The sequence below is a fragment of the Streptomyces sp. SID13726 genome (assembly GCF_010548375.1).
Classification (GTDB): Bacteria; Actinomycetota; Actinomycetes; order Streptomycetales; family Streptomycetaceae; genus Streptomyces.
This window is the reverse complement of the sequence record NZ_JAAGLY010000005.1, coordinates 215,276-239,011: the sequence shown is the minus strand read 5'-3', so window position 1 is coordinate 239,011 and position 23,736 is coordinate 215,276. Positions and strand designations below refer to the sequence as shown.

The window sequence follows — 23,736 nt, the reverse complement described above, 5'->3', positions numbered from 1 at the left end:
GGTGCACCCTGGCCCCTCCCTTAGGGGATGTCACAGCTCGGCCGCAAAGGCGTCCCCGAAACGCCCGGCCGCGCACGTGACTCTCCGGGACCAGGTACGTTCGAGGACGTGGCTGGATTCAGGATCGGACGCGGCCGGGACAACGGCGCTCCTCACACGCGACCGCAACAACCTCCGTACGGGCAGCAGGCGCCCCAGGGATCGTCGTACGGCTATCCCCCCGCGCCGCAGCCCCACCCGGGCCAGTGGACCCAGGGCGGCGGGAGAGGCTACGACGAGCCGGAGTACTTCGGCGACGGCGGCGCCCCGCACCCGCAGGGCGACCACCCGGACCCGTACGCGGCCAACAACCCTGGTCACACACAGGCGTTCTCGGTCGGCGACGACCCCTACAACCAGGGCGGCACCTACCGCGCCGGTGCGGCCCCGGCGGCGCCCGCGGGCCCGCGCCTGCACTGGAAGGAGCTGCTGAGGGGCATCGTCGTAGCCCCCAACCAGACCTTCCTGCGGATGCGGGACTACACGATGTGGGGCCCCGCCCTCGTCGTGACCTTCCTCTACGGCCTCCTCGCCGTCTTCGGCTTCGAGGGCGCCCGCGAGGACGCGATAAACGCCACCCTGTCGAACGCGATCCCGATCGTCCTCACGACCGCGGTCGCCATGGTCCTCTCAGCCTTCGTACTGGGTGTCGTCACCCACGCCCTGGCCCGCCAGCTCGGCGGCGACGGCGCGTGGCAGCCGACGGTCGGCCTCTCCATGCTGATCATGTCCCTGACCGACGCGCCCCGGCTGATCGTGGCCATGTTCCTCGGCGGCGACGCGTCCTTCGTCCAGCTCCTGGGCTGGGCGACCTGGGTGGCGGCCGGCGCCCTGCTGACCCTCATGGTCAAGGCCTCCCACGACCTGCCCTGGCCGAAGGCGCTGGGCGCGTCGGCGATCCAGCTGATCGCACTGCTGTCGATCGTGAAGCTGGGGACGTTCTAGCGCTTCGCGGCCCGGTCGGCCGTACGACGAGAAGGGGCTCCCGGCAGGCACCGGAAGCCCCTTCCATCACTCTGGGAAGTCACGGTCGAGAGCCGCTCGCACGCCGCTGATCTCACGCCTCCACCGCTCGCTCGCCAGCGTCCCGTGATCCCACACGACCACGGGCTCACCGCCGGCCACGCAGTAGCCGTAGACCTGATGCGCGATGTCGTCCGTGAAGAGGAAGTCGAAGTGGAAGGCCCCCTCGAAGGCCAGCCACGCGATCCCCTCCGCGCGCCCGGCCGCCGTGCGCAGACACTCCCGCAGCTGCCCGGGAAGCTCCGGGTCGTCCAGCCGGCTCTCCTCGAAGGTGAGGTCGTAGCCCTGTACGACCGCCCGCCGGTCCCAGCCCTCGGTGGAGAGGTCGAAGACCTGGACCCGGTCCGGACACCCCGCGAACTCCCCCTCACCCGCTCCCGACGCCCGCCGCCCGAGCGTGAACAGCAGCACGACCGCGGGACCGCTCCAGGTCAGGGCGGCCTTGAGAGAACCCGAACGCTCCATCACGCGGACGCCGTTCAGGCGTCGAGAACCTGGCCGGCCCGGCGGACGACCGGGGGTTCGACGGACCACGGGAAGTTGATCCAGTCGTCGGTGCGCTTCCAGACGTACTCGCACTTCACCAGGGACTGCGACTTCTCGTAGATGACCGCGGAGCGGACCTCGGCGACGGTGTCGAGGCAGAAGTCCCGGACCAGCTTGAGGGTCTTGCCGGTGTCGGCGACGTCGTCGGTGATGAGGACCTTCTTGTCGGAGAAGTCGATGACGTTGGGGACGGGCGCCAGCATGACCGGCATCTCCAGGGTGGTCCCCACGCCGGTGTAGAACTCGACGTTCACCAGGTGGATGTTCTTGCAGTCCAGGGCGTAGGCGAGGCCACCGGCCACGAAGACCCCGCCACGGGCGATGGAGAGCACGACGTCCGGCTCGTACCCGTCGTCGGCGACGGCCTGAGCGAGCTCGCGGACGGCGGTGCCGAAACGCTCGTAGGTGAGGTTCTCCCGGACGGGCGCGGCGCTCATACCTGGGTCCGGTGGAAGTTGAGGAAGGAACGGGAGGCGGTGGGGCCACGCTGGCCCTGGTACCGGGACCCGTACCGCTCGCTGCCGTAGGGGGACTCGGCCGGCGAGGAGAGCCGGAACATGCACAGCTGGCCGATCTTCATGCCGGGCCAGAGCTTGATGGGGAGCGTGGCGAGGTTCGACAGCTCCAGGGTGACGTGCCCGCTGAAGCCGGGGTCGATGAACCCGGCGGTGGAGTGCGTGACGAGCCCGAGCCGCCCGAGCGAGGACTTCCCCTCCAGCCGCGAGGCGAGATCGTCGGGGAGCGTGATGACCTCGTACGTCGAGGCGAGCACGAACTCGCCGGGGTGCAGGATGAACGGCTCGTCGCCCTCCGGCTCCACCAGGCGCGTCAGGTCGACCTGCTCGACGGAGGGGTCGATGTGGGGGTACCGGTGGTTCTCGAACACCCGGAAGTACCGGTCCAGTCGTACGTCGATGCTGGACGGCTGCACCATGGATTCGTCGTAGGGATCGATCCGCACGCGTCCGGCGTCGATCTCGGCCCGGATGTCCTTGTCTGAGAGAAGCACGCCCCGAGGATACGCAAGGCGCGCGGGCCGACCACCATCGGACGGACCCGCGCGCCAGGTACTACTCCCTCTAGTGCTTCTCCAAGGTCACCGGAACGACGCTGCGCAGCCGGGCACACCGGGGACACCGGACGAGCCGTCCGGGACCGAGGCGCTCGGCCTGCTGCATCGGGAACGAAGCGGTGCTGAACACGTGCCCATCGGCACAACGGACGACGGTGCGCTCCATCAAGTCCAAGAGTCCCTTCCCCAAGAGCCGCGTCGGGCTACTGCTCACCAGACGACAAATGCCACATTACGGGATGGACGGGACGACCCTCCAGGCGGCACTCCGGTCCCGCCCGGACCCTCTTCCCCGCCTCCACCGTACGCCCCAACTCCCGCCCCCCGCAGCCCCGTCCCACCCCTGAAACGCACTCAGACCCCACGGCTCCAGCACCGGGGGTCTGCCATGAGGTAGGGTGACAGTGCGTTCCGACACCGGCCCTACCGGCGTCTCGCGCGGGTGTAGTTTAGTGGTAGAACATCAGCTTCCCAAGCTGAGAGTGCGAGTTCGATTCTCGTCACCCGCTCTTCTTGAAGCCCCAGGTCATCGGCCTGGGGCTTCTTTGTTGGCGAGGATTTCTCCACAGGAACCGGCCCCTGGATACGGCTCCTCTGACCTGCGGTTTCGCCGCATCAACCACATCGGTCGCGCCTGCGAGCCCTCAGCCTGCCCGTCCCACTGGAGAGACGGATGGCGCGTGCGGACGCCGCGCAGCACTGTTGATTGCCCAACTCCTGGCTGGTGTACAGAGCTTCAACGAGTCCGCAACGGTGGACGCGAGCACTGCGGCCACCCCTCAGGCGATGTCGTGGATGTTGTGCTCGGTCAGGTCGGATGCGTGCCGGGCAATGGTGCGGTAGTCGGCGTCGTCGTGCAGAACGGCCAGTCCGTAATGGGCCGCGGTCGCGGCGATGACGAGGTCCACTGCTGAAGCGCTGCGATGCTCACCGGCCCGAGCCATCCGGTGTTGCACTGCGCTGATCCACCGCCCCGCGTTCTTCGGTACCGACACATCGGCGTACAGGTCGGTGAACATCTCCGTGATCTCGTCGTACTCGCGTCCGTTCCGGGCACTGTGGAGGAATTCGGCGCGCTGCACGTAGCAGGATGCGATGGCCCCGACGTCGATGGTGTCATACCAGGCCGATTGCAGTTTGGGGTCACGGAGCAGTCGGACCAGGCCCGACGTGTCGAGCAGATAGATCACCGGCCGCCCTTCTCCGCCCGATGCAGTCGCTCCGCGTCCTCAACAGCACCCCACTCACGCCCACGCTCGAAGTGACGGCTGATGCGCGCCGCACGCTCCTGCTGTTCGGCGTAGAAGCGCAGGGCGAGATTGACCGCCTCCTTCTTGGTCCTGACCTTGGACAGGACCATGGCGCGTTCCAGGGCATCGTCATCGATGTCGATCTGGGTCACGGACATACGGCGCCTCTCACACTATGTTGGTGATGTACATAGAAGAATATGTCACCAACATCCGCACGTCCACGGCCTCTGCCAGTGCACCACCCACGGCCTGGGTAGCCTCGGTTCACCAGCGCAGAGACCGTTGTCGTCGGCCAGGCAGTCAAACGACCCTTCTCGCTGATCACCACCCGTGCATACCGGGCTGGGCTCTCGCTCTCCGTGCTGGGCCAGTGCACGCCAGAAGACGCCTTGGGTGAGTGCCTACTGACGCCATCGACGTGGTACGAGATACTGCGGAACGTTGCGAGCTGACGATCATGCACTGAGCTGGGGGCGAACAGTGGCGGGCGGGAACGATCCTTACGCGCGGGAACTCGCGAGGCAGGCCAGAGAGCGGGAGAAGGCCCGCAAGGCCGCAGAGGCCGCGGCCAAGCGGAAGGCTCGCGAAGAAAAGCTGGCGTACGAAGCGGCCCGCGCCCAAGAGGCTGCCGACCGTACGAGCGTGGCCGAGCACGATGCCGAGCAGCTTTCCCGCCTGCTGCGTACGTCCGTCGTGGACGGGCGTGCGCTGACGTTCGAGCGACTGAAGCAGAAGTTCACTCCCGCTCCGTTCACACCGCCCACGGGCCGTGCCAAAGCCGCGCCTTTGCCCAGGTGGGAGGAGTACGAGCCGGCGCCGCCACGGGGATTGCTGGGTGCTCTCGGATTCGGACGCAAAGGGTACGACGCGGAGGTCGAAGCCGCTCGCAAGCAGTTCGACAGGGCGCTACGGGAACACGCGCGCGACGAGAAGAAGCGCGTGGAGAAGCTGCAGAAGGCCCGCGCACAGCACGAGAAGGGAAATCAGGAAGAAGCTGCCAGGGTCGAAGCGTGGAATGCCACTCTTGAGGGGCGCCACAACGCATACCAGGACAGGGATGTCGAGGCTGTCGAATGGTTCGTCGACCAGGTCCTGGCAGCCTCCGTGTATCCGCACGGTTTCCCGAAGAGCCACCAGGTCTCGTTTCAGGCGGACACCGGTGACTTGCTGGTCGAGATCGACCTGCCCCTGGAAGACGTGGTGCCTGTGGCCCGCGCGTACCGGTACGTAAAGACCCGTGACGAGATCACGGCCGTTCCGAAGCCGGACAAAGAGCGCAAGGAACTCTACGCGTCAGTCCTGGCCCAGACGGCCTTGCGTACCGTCCACGAACTCTTCGCCGCCGACACCGAAGGCGCAGTCCGGTCCGTCGCCTTGAACGGGCATGTGGCCACGATCGACCGCGCCACGGGGCGCAACGTCCATCCGTGCCTGATCACGCTCCAGGCCGACCGGGCCGAGTTCGGCGAGCTGGTCCTGACACAGGTGGACCCGCGAGCCTGCCTGAAGCGGCTGCGTTCACTGATCTCGCCCAACCCGTACGAGCTGGAGCCGGTAAGGCCGTTGGTCACGTTCGACCTGTCCAAGTTCCGCCTCATGGACAGCCTGGATGTCGTGGCCGGCCTGGACAGCCGCCCTGTACTGATGGACCTGACCCCCACAGAGTTCGAGCACCTCATCCGGCAACTGTTCGAGGCCATCGGCTTGGACAGCGTGAACACACAGCCGTCGAAGGACGAAGGTGTGGACGCGGTCGCGATGAACACAGACCCGGTCATGAAAGGGCTGTGCATCATCCAGGCCAAACGCACCAAGAACGTGGTGCCGTTCGAGACCGTCTCCGCCCTCGCCGGCGTCGTGGAACACAAGCGTGCGGCCAAGGGCATCCTGGTGACGACTTCGTGGTTCGGCCGGGCGAGCGAGGCGTTCGCCAACGAGCACGGAAGGCTCGAACTCCTCGACGGCGCCAACCTGGTCCACCTGTTCAAGGAGCACATGGACCTCGACGTCATCCCGGGCCCGACGCCACCGAAGCGGCGCCCTCGGTAAGCGCCACGGGCGTCGGCCTCGCTGCCTCTGCCATTGAATTGCCGGGAACCGCACATCGCGGTGAGTCCGGCCATCACGGCCGCTTTCGGTCGCTCACGGTGCCAGACTGACCGTGGGGAGAGGGGCGTGCCATGGGGTTCGGGTTCCGGGTCGGGGTTCCTGGGATGAGTGTGCGGGTCTCGACGCGCGGGGTCCGAACCTCGATAGGTCCGCGTGCGGCAAGACTCAGCGTGGGCACCGGCGAAGCCCGGCTGTCGTCGGGGCTCGGCCCCTTCTACGCGTCGAGTTCCCTGAGCGGAAACCGACGGCGAACGACTACGCGGCGGGCCTCGGGTCCCCGCACTGTCGTCCCATCCACTGCTCAGTTGGACCGGGTCCGGCGTCAGGCGGAGCGAGCACAGCAGGAGGCTGAGCGCGATGCGGCCATCACCCGGCTACGGGAGCTGCGGCAGCAGATGACGAGCGTGCACCTGCAGTCGTTTCCCACAGCGCACCCGCCGGAGATCCCAGCGGTACCCGCGTTGGGCCTGCCCTGGTCGCTCGCCGAGGCGCAGACGTTTCATCTGCGCGGGGTGGGCCGGCTAGGCCGCTTCTGATGGCTCTTGGACGGTGTCGCGGAGCCAGATGACGATCGCCGTGACGGCCAGGGTTCCGTTGAAGATGTAATCGCGCTTGTCGTAGCAGGTGGCCACTGCACGGAACTGCTTCCACTTGTTCACGCACCGCTCAACGGCGTTGCGGCGGCGGTACTGGGTCTCGTCGAAGGTCGGGGGCCTGCCACCGCAGCGTCCGCGGTTCTTGCGGTGGGCCCGCTGGTCGTCGGGCTGCGCGATCGTGGCTTTGATGCCGCGCCTGCGCAGGTAGGCCCGGTTGTCGCGGCTGGAGTAGGCCTTGTCGCCGCGGACCCGGTCCGGCCGGCTGCGCGGGCGGCCTGGTCCATGGCGCCGGATACGTAAGCCGTCCAGCACCGGCGCGAACATCGGGCTGTCACCACGCTGGCCGGGCGAGGTCAGCCAGTGCAGTGGGCGAGCCCGGTCGTCGGAGAGCAGATGGACCTTGCTGGTCAGCCCGCCCCGTGAACGCCCCAATGCCTCACGTCCATCTGCCTCCTCGCGCATTCCGCCCCCTTTTGCGGGTGGTCGGCCGGAGCCTTGCGGGGCGCCCCGGCCGCATGCTGATGCGCCCGGCACGAGGTCGAGTCGATGTTGACCGCCCCCTCCCGACGGGAGGTTTCGCGGGCGTGGGCTTCGTCCGGGTCATGGGCATCCGCTTCGATCTGCAGCTCTTCCAGGACGGTCTGCCAGGTGCCGTCGGCCGACCAGCGGCGATGACGCTCGTAGACGGTCTGCCAGGGCCCGTACCGTTCCGGCAGATCAGCCCAGGGGACCCCGGTCCGGGCCCGGAACAGCACCCCGTTGACGACCTTCCGGTGATCGGCCCACTGCCCGCCCGGCCTGCCGTTCCCGGGCAACAGAGGCTGGATCTTCCGCCATTGTGCGTCCGTAAGTTCGTGTCACCGCACCATACAAGCGTCCTGCCCGCACGGCTAAGAGATCCACCCAGCCCACCAAGAACCATCAGAAACGCCCTAAGGGCTGGCAGTGACAGCGCCATGAGCTGGAGCTCTTCGCGGGCAAGGAGAACTGCCGTCGGTACGCGGTAGTGGGTACGGGCGGACTGGGCGGCACCCAGGTGATCCTCCGTGATCCCCCTGCGGGAGCTGAGGCGGCAGATGACCGGCGTTGATCTGCTCAGTGCCACCCATCCCACGCGTCCGTGAACTCAACCTCGGACCGTGACCGATGCGGTGGCATTGGCGCTGGTGAACAGAGTGCGGGGAGCAGCCCATGGGTCACCGCGCGCGGGCCTGACCACGGCCTGGATGTCCCAAGTCGTGCCGCCTGTAGGTTTGTTGTGCCACAGGGCGAACGCCGTACCGTCCCCGGCCGCCGTCGGCGATCAAATGGCGCCCACCCACCGGGGGCCAACAGCGGGGCTGGGCGAATCATGACGCTTGGAAACCTGGTCGACCCTGCTGGAGGGGCACATGGAGAACGCCGACCTGATATGGGACCTCAGCAGGCCGGAACGGCACGAGGCAGCGGCGGACGCCCTGGTCGCGCTCGGCGCCGGCGGGGTGGAGCGGTTGGTGCGGGAGGTGATGGACGCGGAGTCTCCGGTGGACTGGCGGCCGATCACCGCCGTACTCGGGCGGATCGGGGAGGCGGGGTTCGACGGTCTGCTCCAGGGGCTCGTCTCCGCGTCCACCGAGGAGTCCCGCAAGCGGGTCGGCTTCGCGTTCTCCCAGCTCGGCGTGGCCGTTCTCGACCGTTACACCGCGGCCCTCGCCCACCCCGTGCCGCTCGTGCGCCGTCAGGCCGTCCGTGGGATCGAGTACTGCGACGAGGCCGGCCAGTCGGCCGCCGTCCTGCTGCCGCTGCTCGGCGATCCGGACCAAGAGGTCGCCCGGCAGGCCCAGGACACGCTGACCCGCACCGGCGAGCACGTGATTCCACTGCTCCGGCGAGTCCGGGAGCGGGGACCGGGCCGGCAGCGGGCGCGGGCGTTGACCGTGCTCGCCGAACTCGGTGGCGAAGCGGCGCTGTCGCACGCCGACGCCGCCGCGATCGAGCGGCTCATCCGCATCAAGCTCCCGGACGATCGCCCCGAACCGCTGTGGGCCTGCTGGAACTACTGGATGGCCGTCCCCGGCGGGGACCAGGCCGGGATCATGCGCACCCTCGGTCTGACCGACCCACGGCCCGTGACCTTCGCGCTCGGCAACGACATCGTCGACGCGGACGGCCACGGCTGCGACACGGACGAACACACCGGCTACGAACGGGTCTTCGTCACCCCGGAACTCGATGGCTGGACCCTCGTTCTCGGCGCCTGGTGCGACCCGCACGGTCAGGAGCGCCGTGAGGACGTGCTGCGGCTGTGCACCGAACTCAGTGCCCGTTACGGCCGGGCCCAGGCGTACTACTACGGCGGCCAGGGCGACGGCTCCGCCTGGCTCGTCGCCGAGCACGGCACGGTGATCCGGCGATACGGCGAAACCGGCGAGGCGGAGGACGAGTTGCTGACGCTCGGCGAACCGCTGCCGTACGAACGGGCCCGCCGCACGGAACTGGGCCTGCACCCCGACTGGGACGCTGCGCAGGAGAGCGAGGACGACGAGGACGAGTGGCGCTGGTCCGCTCACGACCTCGCCCGGGACATCGCCTGCTCACTGGGCGCCACGAGTCCTCTCGACGTCACCGCCGACACACCGTCACGCGGCACCGGCGTCATCGCCCTGACTCCGTACGGCGTCGCCCGCGGCGTACCGGCGGGCGCCTACCGCATCTGAGTCACGCTTGCCTGACGCGCTCCCGCAACGGCATCCTTCCGGCCTGCGCCCGGTTGCCGTGCTCGGGCGCTCGCCGACCACCTCGATGGAGTCCCGACGTCTCGGAGCCGACGGCGGGCCCATAGCCCGCCCTCAAGACCGGTAAGCCATGGGCGACAGTGGTACGAACCCGTACTCATGGGCGGCACACTGGAATGAATAAGCCCAGTTCAGAAGCCCCTCCAACTCCCCAAGCGCCGTCGCTTCCCAAGCTGAGAGCGCAAGTTCGACTCTCATCACCCGCTCCGATTTGAACCCCCGGGGGCCATGCCCCCCGGGGTTGTTCGCCGCCCTGCCCGACAGCCCCGTCAGAGCCAACTCCGCTCACCGAGCCGGGGTGGTCGGGCCCTCCGGGTCGGCTCGGAGCATGGCCCTGTAGAGGGCGTCGTGCTTCGGTGAGGGTGGCAGGGGGCCTCGGGACGGTGCCTCGCAGGACTGGATCAGTAGGGCTACGACGCGTCGCCAGGCGTCGGGGGCGGCGGTGCCGGTGGCGTTGACGACGCCGGCGTTGGCCATGTGGATCAGGACCAGGTCGGAGGGGTCGAAGTCCTCGCGCAGTCGGCCGGTGGACTTGGCTCGGCTGATCAGTTCCACCATGGCCTCGTAGGCCTCGTTGCGGCGCTGCTCCAGAGCTTTGGCGGTGGGGAAGGTCGTGGTCAGGACGTCGGCGAAGCCGTAGTCGGCGGCCTGCATCGCGCAGGCGGCCTCGATGTAGCCGGTGAAGCCGTCCCAGGGGTCGGGGTTTTCCAGGGCGGTGGTGACGGCCTCGAAGTAGGCGTCCATCCGGTCGGCGAAGACGTCGGCGACCAGGTCCGCCTTGGCGGGGAAGCGACGGAGCAGGGTGGCGATCCCGACACCCGCCTCGCGGGCCACGGACGCCATGGAGGCGTCCAGGCCGTCCCGCGCGTAGACCGTGCGCGCGGCGGCGATGATCCGTTCCCGGTTGCGCTCGGCGTCACTGCGCAGTGGCCGGCCGGCGGGGGCGTCGGGGCGTGGGGCGCGAGGACTCATGGCCGCCATCCTAGCAACTGGAGCGGCCTATCCAGTTGTGGTACGGTGACCCCGGAAAGGAAACGGATAGCCCTATCCATTTATTAAGTGGATAGGGCTATCCGGATCACGTACTACGAAAGGATCGCTGTGACCAGCATCGCCATCGTCGGAGCCGGCCCCCAGCTGGGCCTGGCCATCGCCCGCACCTTCGGCTCCCAGGGCTTCGACGTCGCCCTGATCTCCCGCAACCGCGACAAGCTCGACGGACTCGTCGGCCTACTCACCGCCGAGGGCATCACCGCCGGGGCGTTCCCCGCGGACGTGCTCGACCGCGACGCCCTCACCCAGGCCCTCAAGGACGCCGCCACCAGCTTCGGCCGCGTCGACGTCCTGGAGTACTCCCCGGTCGGAACGTTCGGCTCCACCGTTCTGACGGCTCCGTCCGGGACCGGTCCGTCCCACGTGGAGGCCGAGATGAACTTCCAGCTCTACGGGGCCATCGCCGCCACCCGGGCCGTACTGCCCGCCATGCGCGAGGCCGGAGCGGGCACCCTGCTCTTCACCACCGGCGCCGGCTCGATCTGGCCGGACCCGCGGGTGGCCAACGTCAACGCCGCCGCGGCAGCACTGCGCAACTGGGTGAAGAACCTGCACGGGGAGCTCGCCGGCACCGGCGTCCAGGCCGCCCACGTCGGCATCGACTCTTCGATCGGCGTCTCCGTCATCCCCGGAGTGGAGGCGGCCACGCCCGAGGAGATCTCGCCTCTGTACTGGGAACTGCACACCACCCACCGCGACGAGGCCGAGCGCATCTTCCGCCTCGACGGCCAGACGTTCCCCCGCTCCTGACACCGCGCCAGGGCCCCGGTCCGCCACCCCTTCGAACCTGATCCCCCCCTCCCACTGCCGGCCCCGACCATCCCCCTCACACACAAGGAGCAGACACCCATGACCCCGACCACCGACGCGTCAGAGACCCTCCCGGCATCGTCCGATCCGCGCGCGGCAGGTGCCGTAGCCGCGTTCAGGGGCGCCCTGATCCGCATGCGCGACGGGCAGGAACTGACCGTCGACGACCTCGATACGACCGTCGACCTGCTGCGGATGGTGCAGGCACCCGCCGGTGAGTCCCTGGCGGCAGCGGCCATGCCGCAATTCAGGGAGGTCTTTCACGCGGGCCACGACAGCGCTGCCCTCCCCGGCCGAGCAGAGACGTCCACAGGAACGGAGTCGACAGATGTCCTTCGCTGACGCGGTGCGCGCGTGCCTCGTGCTCAACTACGCGACGTCCTCCGGACGGGCCCGGCGCTCGGAGTACTGGTGGTTCTCCGTGCTGTACGTGGCCGCCACGCTTCTGCTGGTCGGCATCAGCGCCGCGGTCGAGGAGCCGTTGCTGACCGTGCTGCTGCTGCCGCTCGTCGTGCCCATGCTGGCCGTCTCGGTTCGCCGGCTGCACGACACCGGCAAGTCCGGCCGGAGGATGCTCATCGCCCTGATCCCGGTCGCCGACCCGGTCGTCCGTCTCGTGGGCATGGCGGTGGACAGCGCCACGAGCGCGAACCAGTACGGTCCGTCGCCGAAGGTGTCCGGGAAGACGGCCGGGTAGGCGAGAGCTGCGGTCACCCCACCGCGTTCAGCAGGTCGGCCAGTACGTCGGGCCGTTCCAGGGCGATGAAGTGGCCGGCCTTCGGTACCTGCGTGAAGTCGGCGGTCGGCAGCAGTTTCCTGTTGGCCTCCCGGTCCGAGGGCCGGGACCAGTCCTTCTCGCCGTAGACGAGGTGTACGGGGGCCTCGACCTCGGGGTAGCGGGAGCGGGCCGCGATGAGGCTGGGCAGGGCCTGGTACACGCCTCGTGCGACGGCCGGGTAGCCGGGGCGCCCGCCGACCTGGAGGAGTTCGTCCACGTAGTCGTCCCGCAGCGCGCCCTTGTCGCCGAGGCCGCCCTGGAGGATCTTGGTGAGCGCGGGCCTGGGCTCCACTCCCGCGATCACCGGGCCCACGCCGGGGGCCAGGACACCGCTGATCACCACGCGGGCGAGGAGGCCGGAGCGGGCGATTCCGCCGCGGAAGTCGTACGCGTTCACCGCCACGACGCGTCGGACGCGCTCCGGGAGGTCGGCCGCGGTGGTCAGGGCGAGCACCGCCCCCATGGACTCCCCGGCCAACGTCACGTCGTGCAGGTCGAGTTCGGTCAGGAGCCGCTCGACCCCCGCGCGCATGGCCGGCTCGTCGTACGACGCCCCGGGCACGATCTCGGAGTAGCCCATCCCCGGCAGGTCGAGGGCGTACACGGTGTACCGGTCCGCGATCAGCGGGATGAGGCGGCGGAAGTGCTCGGCCTGGGTGCGCACGGTGTGCAGCAGGACCAGGGGGGCGCCGGTCCCCGCCTTGAGGTAGCGCAGTGTTCCCTCTCTGCCGCTGGGAGCGGGGATCGTGTGGCTGGTCGTCCCCGGGATGCGCATCGTGGGGCGTGGCTCGGGCTCTTGGCTGGGCATCTCGCCGACTCCTTGTGTGTGAGGGCACCGGAACGGCCGTGACTCTCCCGAAGAACGAGAAACCGATCGGTTTCCATCAAGGTAAACCGATCGGTTTCAGAGCGCAAGCCCAACGGGCGCCACTTGCACCCCGGAAACCGATCTGTTTTCCTGAGAGGGAAACAGATCGGTTTCCTGCCGATCGTCGGCCCATGACCAGCGACCAAGGGGACAAGTGAGTACCACCTTCGACCGCGGGGCGCCCGCCCCCGGAAAAGCAGACCCGGGCCGCCGCGGCTCACACGCCGTGCGCTGGTGGGTGCTCGTCGTGCTGGGCGTGGCGCAGCTCATGGTCACGCTCGACGCGACCGTCGTGAACATCGCGCTGCCCGAGGCGCAGCACGACCTCGGCTTCAGTGACGGCAGCCGGCAGTGGGTCATCACGGGGTACGCCCTGGCGTTCGGCAGCCTGCTGCTGCTCGGGGGCCGCCTCGGGGACCTGTTCGGGCGGCGTACGACCTTCGTGACCGGCCTGGTCGGTTTCGCCGCCGCGTCCGTCGTCGGCGGCGCGGCCAGCAGCTTCGAGATCCTCGTCGCGGCGCGCGTGGCCCAGGGCCTCTTCGCCGCGCTGCTCGCGCCCGCGGCGCTCTCCCTGCTCAGCGTGACCTTCACCGACCCGGCCGAGCGGCCGAAGGCGTTCGGCATCTTCAGTGCGCTGTCCGGTGCGGGCGCCGCGGTCGGACTCCTGCTCGGCGGCATGCTCACCGAATGGGCGTCGTGGCGCTGGGTGATGTACGTGAACGTCGTCTTCGCGGGCGTCGCGCTGATCGGTGCGCTGCTGTTGCTGGCGAAGCCCGCCGTCACCGAGCGGCCCAAGATCGACGTTCCTGGCACCGTCGTGGTGAGCGCCGCACTGTTCGGCATCGTCTACGGGTTCGCGCACGTCGAGTCCACCAGCTGGACCGACCCGGTCACCCTCGGCTCCATGATCGGCGGCGTGGTGCTGCTCGCGGTGTTCGCCTGGCTGGAGTCCCGGGTCGCGCACCCCCTGCTGCCGCTGCGGCTCGTACTGGACCGGGCCCGGGGTGGTTCGTTCCTGGCCGTGTTCGTCCTGGGCATGGGGATGTTCTCGATCTTCCTGTTCCTGACCTACTACCTGGAGGCCAGCATCGGCTACTCGCCGATCGAGGCCGGTCTGTCCTTCCTGCCGATGGTCGGGGGCATCGTGGCCGCGTCGACCACGGTGCCCGCACTGCTGCTGCCCAGGGTCGGCCCGAAGGTCGTGGTCAGCGCCGGCTTCCTGGTCTCCGCGTCCGGCATGGCCCTGCTGACCCGGCTCACGCTGAACAGCGCCTACGTTGCCGACATCATGCCGGGCATGATCCTGCTGGGCCTCGGTATCGGCACGGTGATGACCACCGCGTTCCAGGGCGCGACCGCGGGCATCCACCACGAGGACGCGGGTGTCGCCTCGGCGCTGATCAACACCAGCCAGCAGGTGGGCGGTTCGATCAGTACGGCACTGCTGACCACCGTCGCCTCGTCGGCCGCGACCGACTACCTGACCTCGCACAAGCCGGGCGCACTGACCATGGCCCAGGCCGGGGTCGAGGGCTACACGGCCACCCTCGCGTGGGGCGCCGGGATCTTCGTGATCGGTGCCGTGCTCACGGCGTTCCTGATGCCGAATGCGGCTCTGGCGCCGTCGGAGGGCGAGCCGGTGATCGCCCACTGAGCCCGCGTCCACCGCGGCGGGAGATGCCGGGCCCACGGAGCGCGGCCCAGAAGGGCGAGGCGCCGCCCGGCCTCTACCGCCTCCTCGCGACACCCCACCCGGAAACCGGTCGGTTTCCAATCGGCCGGAATCGAGTTAACCTCGCGATATGACCACCGAAGCAATCCCGAGCTCCCGAGAGCGACTGCTGGACGCGGCGGCCACACTCACCTACCGAGACGGCGTCCACATCGGCGTCGACGCGCTGTGCAAGGCGGCGGGGGTGTCCAAGCGGTCCATGTACAAGCTGTTCGAGAGCAAGGACGACCTGCTGGCGGCGAGCCTCGAGGAACGCGCCTCCGCCTATGTGACGGCACTCCTTCCCGCAGCGGACGACGACCGTCCGCCGCGCGAGCGGATCCTGCACGTCTTCGAACAGGCGGAGGCACAGGCGGGCGCACCCGACTTCCAGGGCTGCCGGTACCTCGTCGTGCAGATCGAGCTCAAGGACCCGAGCCATCCCGCGAGCCGGGTGGCCCACCGGGTCAAGGAGAACCTGACGGCCTTCTTCCGCACCGAGGCCGAACAGGGCGGGGCGAGCGACCCGGACCTGCTGGCCCGTCAGCTGATCCTGGTCTTCGACGGCGCCAGCGCCCGCGCGGGGATCAAGGCCGACCGGCAGGGCGGGCTCGTCGGACCCACCGTGGGCGCGTTGCTCGATGTGGCGGGTGTGCGCTGAGGGGTGGGACCCCGCTCCGGTCACCTGGCGATCGAACGCCGACGGCCAGGAGGGAGACGTCCAGGAGGAAGACGTCCGGGAGGAACCAGATCACCGGCCCAAGTAGCAGCTCGCCGCACGGGGTTGCACGTAGAAACCGATCGGTTTCTCGCTGTGCGGGAGAGCTGATGCCCCGAATCCCGAGGATCCCGAGGAGTACGGATGACTGCCGCTCCCCCGCCCCCGGCGTCACCCGGGCGCTCCAGGACGCCGGATACCGCGCGCTCAATCCCTCCGTCGGCTTCCCCCAGGAGATGGACCGGTCGCGGTGGCCGCCGGGCTCGGTGTGATGGGCCTGCACCGCAACGTCATCCACCCGAAGTTCGGCAGCTTCGTGCTGCTGGTCACCGTGCTGGTGGACGCGGAGGTGAGCGAGTACGGGCAGGCGCTGGACTACAACCCGTGCATCGACTGCAAGTTGTGCGTCGCCGCGTGCCCGGTCGGCGCCATCGCCAAGGACGGCGCCTCAGCGACTCCGAGAGCGCCTCGATGTGGCAGAGCCTGAGCTCGGCCCCTACCTGGACGACCGCAAGTCGTTCATGGACACCGTGCTGCGCCCGCTCCAGGACAAGAAGGAGACCCTCTACGTCCTGGCGGTGAGCCGTACGGCCCGCTGGATCAAGGCGAATCCGACGGCCGCCCGTGACTTCCTCGGCGGGCCCTCACGAAAGGTCGATCGAGGCTAGGGCTTGAGCACCGCCAGTACCTCGTCGAGCGAAACGGCGGCCGGGTCGCTCATGTCGGAGCCGTCGAAGGTCTGCCAGACATAGGACGCCGTCCCGCTCTCCCGCAACGGATGCAGGTCGGCCAAGGCCGGATCGTCACGGAAGCTGTTGAAAGCCTCTTCGGACTCCCATTCGACAAGGAACAGGACCTGTCGTGGAGGGAGTTCACCGGCGACGTTGTCCCGGAAACGGCCGAACGCCACCATTCGACCGCCGTACTGCGGAGCCGCTTCGGGCAGGCGGCTGAAATACGCGAGGTATTTCTCCAGGTCGACCACGTCGAACATGTTCAGGGCGTAGAACTTCTTCTTCTGCTGCTGCTTCGGCTGCTTCTTCTGCTGATGCTGCTGCTGCGAATTCGCACTCATTGCCAATGCCCTCGGATCTACTCGGCCAGCTGCGGATACAGCGCGGCCAGGTCGCCGGCCAGGCCCGCCTTGACCTGCCGCGAGATGTCGTCGGCGAGGACCTCGTGGGCGCCGGCCTCTACGCCGTCGAGGGCGAGTACGGCCACGTCACGGGGGTCGGACTTGGGGGCGTCGACTCCTGCCGCCAGGTCGGTGTCGACGTAGCCGACGTGCAGTCCGGTGACGGCGATGCCGCGCGGCCGCAGTTCCAGGCGCAGGGAGTTGGTCTGCGACCACAGGGCGGCCTTGGAGGCGCTGTAGGAGCCGCCGAGCGCGATCCAGGAGAGCACGGAGTGCACGTTGAGGAGGTGGCCGCCGCCGTTGCGCTCGATGACCGGCACGAAGGCACGGGCGACGAGGAGGGGGCCGTAGAAGTTGGTCTCGAAGTCCCGGCGTATGTCGTCGACCGGGGAGTCGAGGAAGGGGCCGCCGAGCGAGGCGCCGGCGTTGTTGATCAGCACGGTGACGTCCCCGGCCCGCGCGGCGGCCGCGGCGACCGAGACCGGGTCGGTGACCTCCAGTGCCACCGGAACCGCGTCGGGGTGCGTCACGGTGCGCGGGTCGCGGGCGGTGGCATAGACCTTGCCCGCGCCGCGCTCGTACGCCTCCTCCACCAGGGCCTTGCCGATGCCGCGGCTGCCGCCGGTGACAAAGACGTTGGCGCCCTTCAGGTCGGTCATGACTACCTCCAGAGAACGGTAAACCGATCGGTTTCAAGAAGAGTAAACCGATCGGTTTTCCGGTGCAAGCCCAAGCTCCGGCGCACCCACGTCATCTCCACACCCACCGAAGGGGGGTGAGCTTGTACCCCCCACAATCCCGACCTGCCGCGCCTGGCACAGGACCGCTTTCCTGGAATCGCGCCCGGTCACGACACCACCGATCACCGACCGTCGCCCTTTCCCCCACTGATCGAATACGAGGTCCACTCCATGCAACGTCGCAAAGCGCTCGGACTGATCGCCGCCACCGGCGCCGCCGTGGGCGCCACAGGACAGAGCAGGGCCACCGCCGACGACGGCTACACCTTCGCGCTGGACAAGAACGTCAGGCGGACCTCGGTGCGCTTCAGGAACCGCTACGGCATCCAGGTCGCCGCGGACCTCTACGTGCCGAAGAACGCCCGGGGCAAGCTGCCCGCCCTGGTGGTCAGCGGGCCGTTCGGCGCGGTCAAGGAACAGTCCTCCGGGCTCTACGCCAACGAGTTCGCCCGCCGCGGCTACGCCGCCCTCGCTTTCGACCCCTCCTTCACCGGGGAGAGCGGCGGCACGGTGCGCGACGTGGCCTCGCCCGACATCTGCACCGAGGACTTCAGCGCCGCCGTCGACTTCCTCGGCCTGCACAGGCTCGTCGACCGCGAGCGGATCGGCGTCCAGGGCATCTGCGGCCTGAGCGGTATGGCGCTCACCGCGGCGGCCGCGGACAGCCGTATCAAGGCGGTCGCCACCTCCGCGATGTACGACATGTCGCGCGCCATGTCCCGCGGCTACCAGGACTCCTACACGCGGGAGCAGCGCCAGAAGGTCGTGGACCACCTCAGCCGGCAGCGCTGGACCGACGCCGAGAAGGGCGCCTTCGCTCGGGGATCACACGAGATCCCCTTCGACGCGAACGGCGACGTCGCCCCCTCGGACCGCGTCCTGCCCAGGACCCTCCCGGCGGACGCCGACCCGATCACGAGGATCTTCTTCGACTACTACCGCACCGAGCGCGGCTACCACCCGCGCTCTATCAACTCCACCACCGCCTGGACCGCGACCACCCCGATGTCGTTCTTCGCCTTCCGGCAGATGACGAACATCGACCTCCTGGCCCCCCGCAAGGCCCTCCTGGTGGCCGGTGCCGACGCGCACTCCCTCTACTACTCCGAGGACGTCCAGAAGATGGCCCCGGACGCCGTGAACCTCGTGGTCGTCCCGGGCGCGGACCACGTCGACCTGTACGACCGGGGGAACCTCATCCCCTTCGACAGGCTCGACGAGTTCTTCACCGAGAACCTCACCTGACGGCGAGTGAGGTGCGGCGGTCAGAGGGTGATACGGCCGCGGATACGGACGGTGGCGGCGCCGCTGACCCAGACCGTGCCGTCCGGATCGGCGTCGATCCCGATGGTCGCGGCCCGTCCGAGCCGGGCGCCCTGGGAGACCCGGTAGGTGGAGGGTGCCGCGCCGGTGGCGGTGAGCCACTGGCCGACGCCGGCGTTCATGCTGCCGCACGCGGGGTCCTCGGGCACGCCGGCGCCGGGGGCGAAGGTGCGCATCTCGAAGCGGTGCTCGGATCCCTCGGGGTGGGCCCCGATCGCGCCGACCATCGCGGTCGGGATGAGGGACAGGTCGGGTTCGAGGGCGAGGACCTCCTCGGCGGTGGCCAGCTGGACCACGGCCCAGCCGGGCCCGTTGTCCACCCACTGGTGGGCCAGGACCCGCTCACGCGTGATCCCGAACGCGGCCACGATCTGCTCCAGGTACACGTCGTCGAGGGCGCCGTCACGGACCCGCGGCGGGGCGGCGAAGGACAGGGTGTCCTCCTCGCTCCGGCGCACGGTGACCAGGCCGGCCGCGCACTCCTGCACGATCCGGTCGGCGTGCCGCGCCTCGCCACCGCCGTCCAGCCAGGCGCGCGCGGAGCCGAGGGTCGGGTGCCCGGCGAACGGCAGCTCACCCTGGGGCGTGAAGATCCGCAGCCGGTAGTCCGCCCCCTCGGCCGTTGGGGGCAGGACGAACGTGGTCTCGGACAGGTTCGTCCAACGCGCCAGACCCTGCATGTCCTCGTCGGCCAGGTCCGTTCCGTCGAGGACGACCGCGACCGGGTTGCCGCGGAAAGGGAGCGTGGAGAACACGTCGACCTGCATGAACGAGCGTGCACGAGGCATGGTCATCGGCCTTTCGGTGGCGGTGGCGGGGGCGGGGGCAGCAGCGGTGACGGTGGCAGCGGGTCCATCACAACGGGGGCCGCGCGGCGAGGACAGAGCCAGTCACAACAAAGTGGACCGCGAGCAGGTGGTCGTCGTCCGAGTTCAGCGCGCCAACCAGGTCACCAGCGCCGTCACCAGGAACACGGCGACCGCCGCGAGCCCGACCACCAGGGGCGTCGGCCCCGAGGACCTGGTCGGGGCCGGTTCCGCTCCGTCTCGGGACAGTAGCGCGTCCGCGAAGGCCTGTGCGGTGGGCGGTCGGCTCCCGGGGTCCACGGACAGCGCGGCGCGCAGGAGGGTGTCGATGGTGTGCGGGACCTCCAGCTCGCTGGGCAGCGTCGGTGAGGACGGTGGTGGGGTCCGGGCCGTCGCGAGGGTCGTGCGGCCGCCCGAGCCGAAGGGCTTGTGGCCGGTCAGCAGTTCGTAGGTGACGACCCCGAGGGCGTAGACGTCGGCCCGGCCGTCGAACCCGCCGGTCTGGAGGGCCTGTTCGGGCGCCATGTACGCGGGGGTGCCCGTGGTCACGGTCAGGCCCGACGCGTCGGCCAGCTGCTTCGCGCTGCCGAGGTCCGCGACGAGTACGGCGGTGGGGGTGCGGCCGGTGTCGAGGAGGAGGTTCGACGGCTTGATGTCACGGTGGACCACGCCCGCGTCATGGAGCACCTGGACGGCGTACGCCGCCTCGGCCGCCAGCCGGAGGGCCTCCTCGGGGTGGCAGTGGCCCACCTTCTCGGCCAGCGTGCCGCCTCGGACGTAGTCCATGACGAAGTAGGGGCGGTCGTCCTGGACGCCGACGTCGTGGACGCGTACGACACGTGGGTCGGAGATTCTGCGGAGCAGCCTCGCCTCCGTGAGGAACCGTTGTCGTACATCGGCGTTCGCCGCCCAGTTGTCGGCCAGCACCTTGACCGCGACGTCCGTGTCGAGTTCCGGATCGAACGCTCTCCAGACGGTCGCGAACGAACCGGCTCCCAGTCTGTCCTCGAGGACGTAACGCCCCAGCTTCCGCATGGGGCGAGATTCTGCCCGAGGCGACGGGGCCGGGAACCACGGGGCGGTCGGTGGGAGTCCCAGTCCACGGTCGTACGGGAAGCGGGGGGACGGCAGGATGATCGACGACGGTGAGCTGGCGCGGCTCGTGGTGTCGGCCCAGGCGGGTGACCGGGTGGCGCTCGACCGCCTTCTCGTCAGGCTTCGCCCCACGGTGATGCGCCGCTGCTCCAGGTTCCTTCCGCACCACGCCGACGCCGAAGAGGCCGCGCAGGACGCGCTGCTGTCCATCAGCACGCATCTGCACGAGTACAGCGGGCGGGGCTCGTTCCTCGGGTGGGTGACGGTGATCGCCTCGAACGCCGCCCGGTCCACCTACCGCTCGATGCGCCGGCGCGCCGAGGACAGCCACGCGTTCCTTCCCGAGGGCGCCGACCCGCGGACGACGAGCGTCATCGCGGGGACCCGCCTGGACCTGATGGACTCGCTGGCCGCGCTGGAGGAACGGCACCCGGGCCTGGTGGAATCGTTCGTGCTGCGCGATCTGGGAGACCTGACCTACGTTCAGGTCGCCGAGATCACCGCCGCTCCCCTGGGCACGGTCAAGGACCGTATCCATCAGGCTCGACGCTTCATGCGGGACCGTCTCGGCGGTGCCTGCTGAGGCGTCCCGGCTCTCGATCGGTGCTTTCGTGCGCACTCGGACCATCGCCGTCATCCTGACGGCGGCCATCGGACTCGGCCTGCTGACGGGCCGGTTCGTGCTGCCGGCTCGCTCCGCTCCGGCCGGCTCGTCGCCGACGCCGGTCGCCGCCGCGTCCTCGCCGGGCGCCCGCTCCTCGGCGCCGAAGCCCTCCAGCGGCCCCGTGACGAACCGGCACTTGGTGACGGGCGCCGATTTCAGGAAGGCCGGCGTCACACAGCGCATCCAGGTGCGGGACCGTGTCGGAGACGGCAACTACGCCAACGCGGTCTGCTCCGGCGAGAAGACCCTCGGCGAGACCCTGGGGTCGTACGACGCGCACTTCCGCGAGCTGGAGACGCCTGCGGACCCGGGCGACGACGGCTCCGGTACGGCGGCGAACACCGGCCCCGGGATCGCCCGCGAAGTCGCCGACGACGCCGGAAGCCGGGCACTGGCCCGGAACTACGCGCAGCGCCTGCTGCTGGAGGAGGTGCCGTGCCAGAGCGCGGTGCCCACCCACTGGGTCTACGGGCCGACGCACACGGTCGACGTCGCCGCGGACATCACCGCGAGCTGGATGGGCACCTACGACGGCGACCTGAACAGCACGGGGACCGCGCCCCGGGGCAAGGAGCCGTGCGGCGGCATCGCCGTACTCCGGAACGGCTCCCACTACGGCGTCCTGGAGGTCGACACCTGCCTGGGCACGGCCGCGATGACACGGATCGTCCGTACGGCCGTGACGCGGCTCTGAGTCCGTCCCGGACCCGCCCGCCAAAGTGAGCTGGATCACATCAATCTCCGCCGGTCTCCATCCAACATCTCGCGGACCCGCGGCATCTCCCTGGTGTACGCCGACGCGCACCGCGTCGCCACAGACAGGAGATGAGATGTTCCACCACCGAGCAGCCGGCAAGAAGGTCTCGCGTCGCGGTCGTACGGCGGGAGCGGCTGCCTGTGCCGGCGCCGCCGCCCTGATCGCGATCGTCGTCGGTACGCAGACCGCCGCCGCCACCGTCACCGCCGCCGGGCCCGGCCTCGGCTCCGGCAGCCTGATCCAGAGCGAGGACTTCTTCCAGCAGGGCCTCGCCCCGGTCGGCGCGACCGTGGGCCTGAGCGGGAAGCACGCTCTCTCGGCGTGCTCCGGCGAGGCCACGATGCGCACCCTGACCAAGGGGAAGGCCGCCGCCTACGCCGAGGTGACCTGGTCCTTCGACACCAAGGACACCTCGCTGACCGAGTCCCTCGCCGAGGGTTCCAGCGGCACGTCTGCGGCCTCGTACGAGAAGCAGCTCAACCAGCTGGTGCGCGGCTGCCAGGACGAGCCGGCGGGTCACTGGTACTACGGCAAGGCGCACGCGATCGACGTCAAGGCCGGCCAGGGCAGTTGGTACCCGTCCTACAACGGCGACGGCGAGGTCGCCGGCGGTGTCGCGGTGATCCACAGCGGTCACCGGGTCGGCATCGTCGAACTCACCGGTCAGCCCAGCGACGACGCCGGCTACATGGCGGGCATCGCCGCCGCCGCCGTCAACCGGCTGGCCGGCTGATCCGCCCGCGCCGTTTCCCGCGCCGTTTCCCGCGCCGGGTGGCGGGAAGGGGCGCGGGCATGAGTGTGATCGACTCGGACGACCACCGGGGCGACCGCCGGGACGAGGCTCCCGTCGCCGCCGAGGCGCTGCGCGTCGTCGGCCGTGAACGGCGCCCCGTGCTCGGCTCCGCGCTGGTGGCCTGTACGGCGGCGCTGCTGGTCGGAGGGGGGATCGTGGCGGCCGGGTTCGCCGTGTCGTGGGGACTCTTCCTCGCGGCCCGGAGAGACGCCGAGTACTCCATCGAGAGCGAGGACTCCTACGTCGCGTACGCCGACCAGTGGGACAGCCTCGTCAAGGTCGCGTACGTCGTGTACCCGCTGCTGCTCCTCGTCGCCGTGGCCCTGACGGCCTGGCTGTTCACCACCCAGGCCGTCGTCGCGGGGCACGCGCGGGAGCGCGCGAGGGCGGCCACGGACACCGGGACGGACCCCGGTGCGCTCACCCTCCGCGCGCTGTGGCGTCGCTCCCGTCCGCATCTGGGGGCCGCTCTCCGCGTCCAGTCGCTGACCCTGGTGTGTGTTTCCGTCCCGGCGCTGGCGGGCCTGCTCGTCCTGGTCCTCATCGAACTGGAGATGGTGCCCGGGGTGGTGTGGCCGACGTACCACGATCCGGCGACCGTGCAGTTCGTCCTGGTGGGCCGGATCCTGCCCGTCGTGATCTGGGCGCTCGGGTTCGTCCTCCTGGCCCGCTTCGCACCGGCCACCGCCGTACGCGTGGCGGACAACTCCTCGGCGACGGCGGCGATGCGCCGCTCCTGGCGACTGACCCGTACGGCACGCCTGCGCACCACCGGGAACTTCCTGCTGGGCGCGGCCGCGGTCGCCGTCGCCTACCTGGTGCTGAAGTGGCTCGGGACGTATGTGGCGCACTGGGCGGGACTGCTCATGCTGGCCACCACCGACGACAACGTGTGGGTCACCGGCGTCCTCGTCCTCATCACCCCGGTCGCGGTGGCCCTCGTGCTGCTGCCGTTGGCGCTGGCGCCGATGGGTGTGCTGCTGGCCTGTCTGCATGAGCGGCTCGATGGCGGGGTGGGGTGAGGCGGGCCCGGGGGGGCGAGGGGGGCCCGGGGGGGGCGTCCGGCTCCTTGG

25 protein-coding genes, 1 tRNA gene and 1 pseudogene are annotated in these 23,736 nt (G+C 69.7%); 15 read left to right on the top strand and 12 right to left on the bottom strand.

Annotated elements, in window-relative coordinates:
- Window positions 1-27: 27 nt before the first annotated feature.
- Window positions 28-984 (top strand): Yip1 family protein, encoded by a 957-nt coding sequence (locus G3I78_RS15390; RefSeq protein ID WP_164424646.1) that lies wholly within the window; start codon window positions 28-30, stop codon window positions 982-984.
- A 66-nt stretch (window positions 985-1,050) separates the two neighbouring features.
- Here the strand turns inward: G3I78_RS15390 and G3I78_RS15385 are convergent, their stop codons facing one another.
- From G3I78_RS15385 to dcd, 3 genes are read right to left on the bottom strand one after another with little or no spacing between them, the layout of a single operon-like run.
- Window positions 1,051-1,530 carry a hypothetical protein gene (locus G3I78_RS15385; protein WP_164424644.1) on the bottom strand — a complete coding sequence of 160 codons (480 nt, stop codon included), beginning with the start codon at window positions 1,528-1,530 and terminating at the stop codon, window positions 1,051-1,053.
- Between the two features lie 11 nt (window positions 1,531-1,541).
- Window positions 1,542-2,045: a phosphoribosyltransferase gene (locus G3I78_RS15380; RefSeq protein ID WP_164424642.1), complete on the bottom strand. Its 504-nt coding sequence runs from the start codon at window positions 2,043-2,045 to the stop codon at window positions 1,542-1,544.
- Complete coding sequence (gene dcd / locus G3I78_RS15375) at window positions 2,042-2,617, bottom strand: dCTP deaminase (RefSeq protein WP_164424640.1); 576 nt, start codon at window positions 2,615-2,617, stop codon at window positions 2,042-2,044. Before dcd ends, G3I78_RS15380 begins: the two co-directional genes overlap by 4 nt.
- A gap of 501 nt (window positions 2,618-3,118) precedes the next feature.
- On the opposite strand from dcd, the gene G3I78_RS15370 reads away from it, so the two are divergent.
- Window positions 3,119-3,189 (top strand) — tRNA-Gly (locus G3I78_RS15370).
- 270 nt (window positions 3,190-3,459) lie between these two features.
- Here the strand turns inward: G3I78_RS15370 and G3I78_RS15365 are convergent.
- On the bottom strand, window positions 3,460-3,870 hold the full coding sequence (locus G3I78_RS15365; RefSeq protein WP_164424638.1) for a PIN domain-containing protein: 411 nt from the start codon (window positions 3,868-3,870) through the stop codon (window positions 3,460-3,462).
- Complete coding sequence (locus tag G3I78_RS15360; protein WP_203615001.1) at window positions 3,867-4,088, bottom strand: type II toxin-antitoxin system VapB family antitoxin; 222 nt, start codon at window positions 4,086-4,088, stop codon at window positions 3,867-3,869. Before G3I78_RS15360 ends, G3I78_RS15365 begins: the two co-directional genes overlap by 4 nt.
- A 325-nt stretch (window positions 4,089-4,413) precedes the next feature.
- Between G3I78_RS15360 and G3I78_RS53195 the strand changes: the two genes are divergently transcribed.
- A complete protein-coding gene (locus G3I78_RS53195) occupies window positions 4,414-5,982 on the top strand; it encodes a restriction endonuclease (RefSeq protein ID WP_343243763.1) in 1,569 nt (522 codons plus the stop codon).
- Window positions 5,983-6,563: 581 nt separating this feature from the next.
- Here G3I78_RS53195 and G3I78_RS15350 read toward each other — a convergent pair.
- Window positions 6,564-7,465 (bottom strand): IS5 family transposase gene (locus G3I78_RS15350; RefSeq protein WP_343243777.1). Its coding sequence is split into 2 segments (ribosomal slippage): window positions 6,564-7,124 and window positions 7,127-7,465, totalling 900 coding nucleotides; the frame shifts between segments, so codons are not numbered across the junction.
- Between the two features lie 564 nt (window positions 7,466-8,029).
- Here G3I78_RS15350 and G3I78_RS15345 point away from each other — a divergent pair.
- Window positions 8,030-9,334 (top strand): HEAT repeat domain-containing protein, encoded by a 1,305-nt coding sequence (locus G3I78_RS15345; protein ID WP_164424636.1) that lies wholly within the window; start codon window positions 8,030-8,032, stop codon window positions 9,332-9,334.
- 363 nt (window positions 9,335-9,697) lie between these two features.
- On the opposite strand, the gene G3I78_RS15340 is transcribed toward G3I78_RS15345, so the two are convergent.
- On the bottom strand, window positions 9,698-10,384 hold the full coding sequence (locus G3I78_RS15340; protein WP_164424635.1) for a TetR/AcrR family transcriptional regulator: 687 nt from the start codon (window positions 10,382-10,384) through the stop codon (window positions 9,698-9,700).
- Window positions 10,385-10,513: 129 nt separating this feature from the next.
- Between G3I78_RS15340 and G3I78_RS15335 the strand changes: the two genes are divergently transcribed.
- The 3 genes from G3I78_RS15335 to G3I78_RS15325 all read left to right on the top strand — a co-directional run bounded on the left by G3I78_RS15335 (window position 10,514) and on the right by G3I78_RS15325 (window position 11,972).
- Window positions 10,514-11,215: an SDR family NAD(P)-dependent oxidoreductase gene (locus G3I78_RS15335; protein ID WP_164424633.1), complete on the top strand. Its 702-nt coding sequence runs from the start codon at window positions 10,514-10,516 to the stop codon at window positions 11,213-11,215.
- A 99-nt stretch (window positions 11,216-11,314) separates the two neighbouring features.
- Window positions 11,315-11,617, top strand: a complete 303-nt coding sequence (locus G3I78_RS15330; RefSeq protein WP_164424631.1) for a hypothetical protein — start codon at window positions 11,315-11,317, stop codon at window positions 11,615-11,617.
- On the top strand, window positions 11,604-11,972 hold the full coding sequence (locus G3I78_RS15325; protein ID WP_164424629.1) for a DUF805 domain-containing protein: 369 nt from the start codon (window positions 11,604-11,606) through the stop codon (window positions 11,970-11,972). The genes G3I78_RS15330 and G3I78_RS15325 overlap by 14 nt, the downstream gene beginning before the upstream one ends.
- A 13-nt stretch (window positions 11,973-11,985) precedes the next feature.
- Here the strand turns inward: G3I78_RS15325 and G3I78_RS15320 are convergent, their stop codons facing one another.
- Window positions 11,986-12,861 carry an alpha/beta hydrolase gene (locus G3I78_RS15320; protein ID WP_164424627.1) on the bottom strand — a complete coding sequence of 292 codons (876 nt, stop codon included), beginning with the start codon at window positions 12,859-12,861 and terminating at the stop codon, window positions 11,986-11,988.
- 214 nt (window positions 12,862-13,075) lie between these two features.
- Between G3I78_RS15320 and G3I78_RS15315 the strand changes: the two genes are divergently transcribed.
- The 3 genes and pseudogenes from G3I78_RS15315 to G3I78_RS51190 all read left to right on the top strand — a co-directional run.
- Window positions 13,076-14,575 carry an MFS transporter gene (locus G3I78_RS15315; RefSeq protein WP_164424625.1) on the top strand — a complete coding sequence of 500 codons (1,500 nt, stop codon included), beginning with the start codon at window positions 13,076-13,078 and terminating at the stop codon, window positions 14,573-14,575.
- A gap of 148 nt (window positions 14,576-14,723) precedes the next feature.
- Window positions 14,724-15,293 carry a TetR/AcrR family transcriptional regulator gene (locus G3I78_RS15310; RefSeq protein WP_164424623.1) on the top strand — a complete coding sequence of 190 codons (570 nt, stop codon included), beginning with the start codon at window positions 14,724-14,726 and terminating at the stop codon, window positions 15,291-15,293.
- A 227-nt stretch (window positions 15,294-15,520) separates the two neighbouring features.
- A pseudogene (locus G3I78_RS51190) lies at window positions 15,521-15,925 on the top strand (4Fe-4S binding protein); the annotation flags it as partial.
- 89 nt (window positions 15,926-16,014) lie between these two features.
- Here G3I78_RS51190 and G3I78_RS15300 read toward each other — a convergent pair.
- The gene (locus tag G3I78_RS15300) at window positions 16,015-16,425 is read right to left on the bottom strand and encodes a DUF1330 domain-containing protein (protein ID WP_203615000.1); all 411 of its coding nucleotides are present in this window, start codon (window positions 16,423-16,425) and stop codon (window positions 16,015-16,017) included.
- Between the two features lie 17 nt (window positions 16,426-16,442).
- A complete protein-coding gene (locus G3I78_RS15295; protein WP_164424621.1) occupies window positions 16,443-17,144 on the bottom strand; it encodes an SDR family oxidoreductase in 702 nt (233 codons plus the stop codon).
- Window positions 17,145-17,396: 252 nt separating this feature from the next.
- On the opposite strand from G3I78_RS15295, the gene G3I78_RS15290 reads away from it, so the two are divergent.
- A complete protein-coding gene (locus G3I78_RS15290; RefSeq protein ID WP_164424619.1) occupies window positions 17,397-18,470 on the top strand; it encodes an alpha/beta hydrolase in 1,074 nt (357 codons plus the stop codon).
- Window positions 18,471-18,490: 20 nt separating this feature from the next.
- Here G3I78_RS15290 and G3I78_RS15285 read toward each other — a convergent pair whose 3' ends face one another.
- Complete coding sequence (locus tag G3I78_RS15285; RefSeq protein ID WP_203614999.1) at window positions 18,491-19,342, bottom strand: PhzF family phenazine biosynthesis protein; 852 nt, start codon at window positions 19,340-19,342, stop codon at window positions 18,491-18,493.
- Between the two features lie 138 nt (window positions 19,343-19,480).
- The gene (locus G3I78_RS15280; protein ID WP_164424617.1) at window positions 19,481-20,389 is read right to left on the bottom strand and encodes a serine/threonine-protein kinase; all 909 of its coding nucleotides are present in this window, start codon (window positions 20,387-20,389) and stop codon (window positions 19,481-19,483) included.
- Window positions 20,390-20,486: 97 nt separating this feature from the next.
- Between G3I78_RS15280 and G3I78_RS15275 the strand changes: the two genes are divergently transcribed.
- The 4 genes from G3I78_RS15275 to G3I78_RS15260 all read left to right on the top strand — a co-directional run bounded on the left by G3I78_RS15275 (window position 20,487) and on the right by G3I78_RS15260 (window position 23,685).
- Window positions 20,487-21,032: an RNA polymerase sigma factor gene (locus G3I78_RS15275; RefSeq protein ID WP_164424615.1), complete on the top strand. Its 546-nt coding sequence runs from the start codon at window positions 20,487-20,489 to the stop codon at window positions 21,030-21,032.
- Window positions 21,033-21,060: 28 nt separating this feature from the next.
- Entirely contained in the window at window positions 21,061-21,807 is a 747-nt protein-coding gene (locus G3I78_RS15270; RefSeq protein WP_164424613.1) for a hypothetical protein, read from the top strand.
- Window positions 21,808-21,943: 136 nt separating this feature from the next.
- Window positions 21,944-22,603: a hypothetical protein gene (locus G3I78_RS15265; protein WP_164424611.1), complete on the top strand. Its 660-nt coding sequence runs from the start codon at window positions 21,944-21,946 to the stop codon at window positions 22,601-22,603.
- Between the two features lie 59 nt (window positions 22,604-22,662).
- Window positions 22,663-23,685, top strand: coding sequence for a hypothetical protein (locus tag G3I78_RS15260; RefSeq protein ID WP_164424609.1), 1,023 nt, complete (start codon window positions 22,663-22,665; stop codon window positions 23,683-23,685).
- Window positions 23,686-23,736 lie beyond the last annotated feature (51 nt).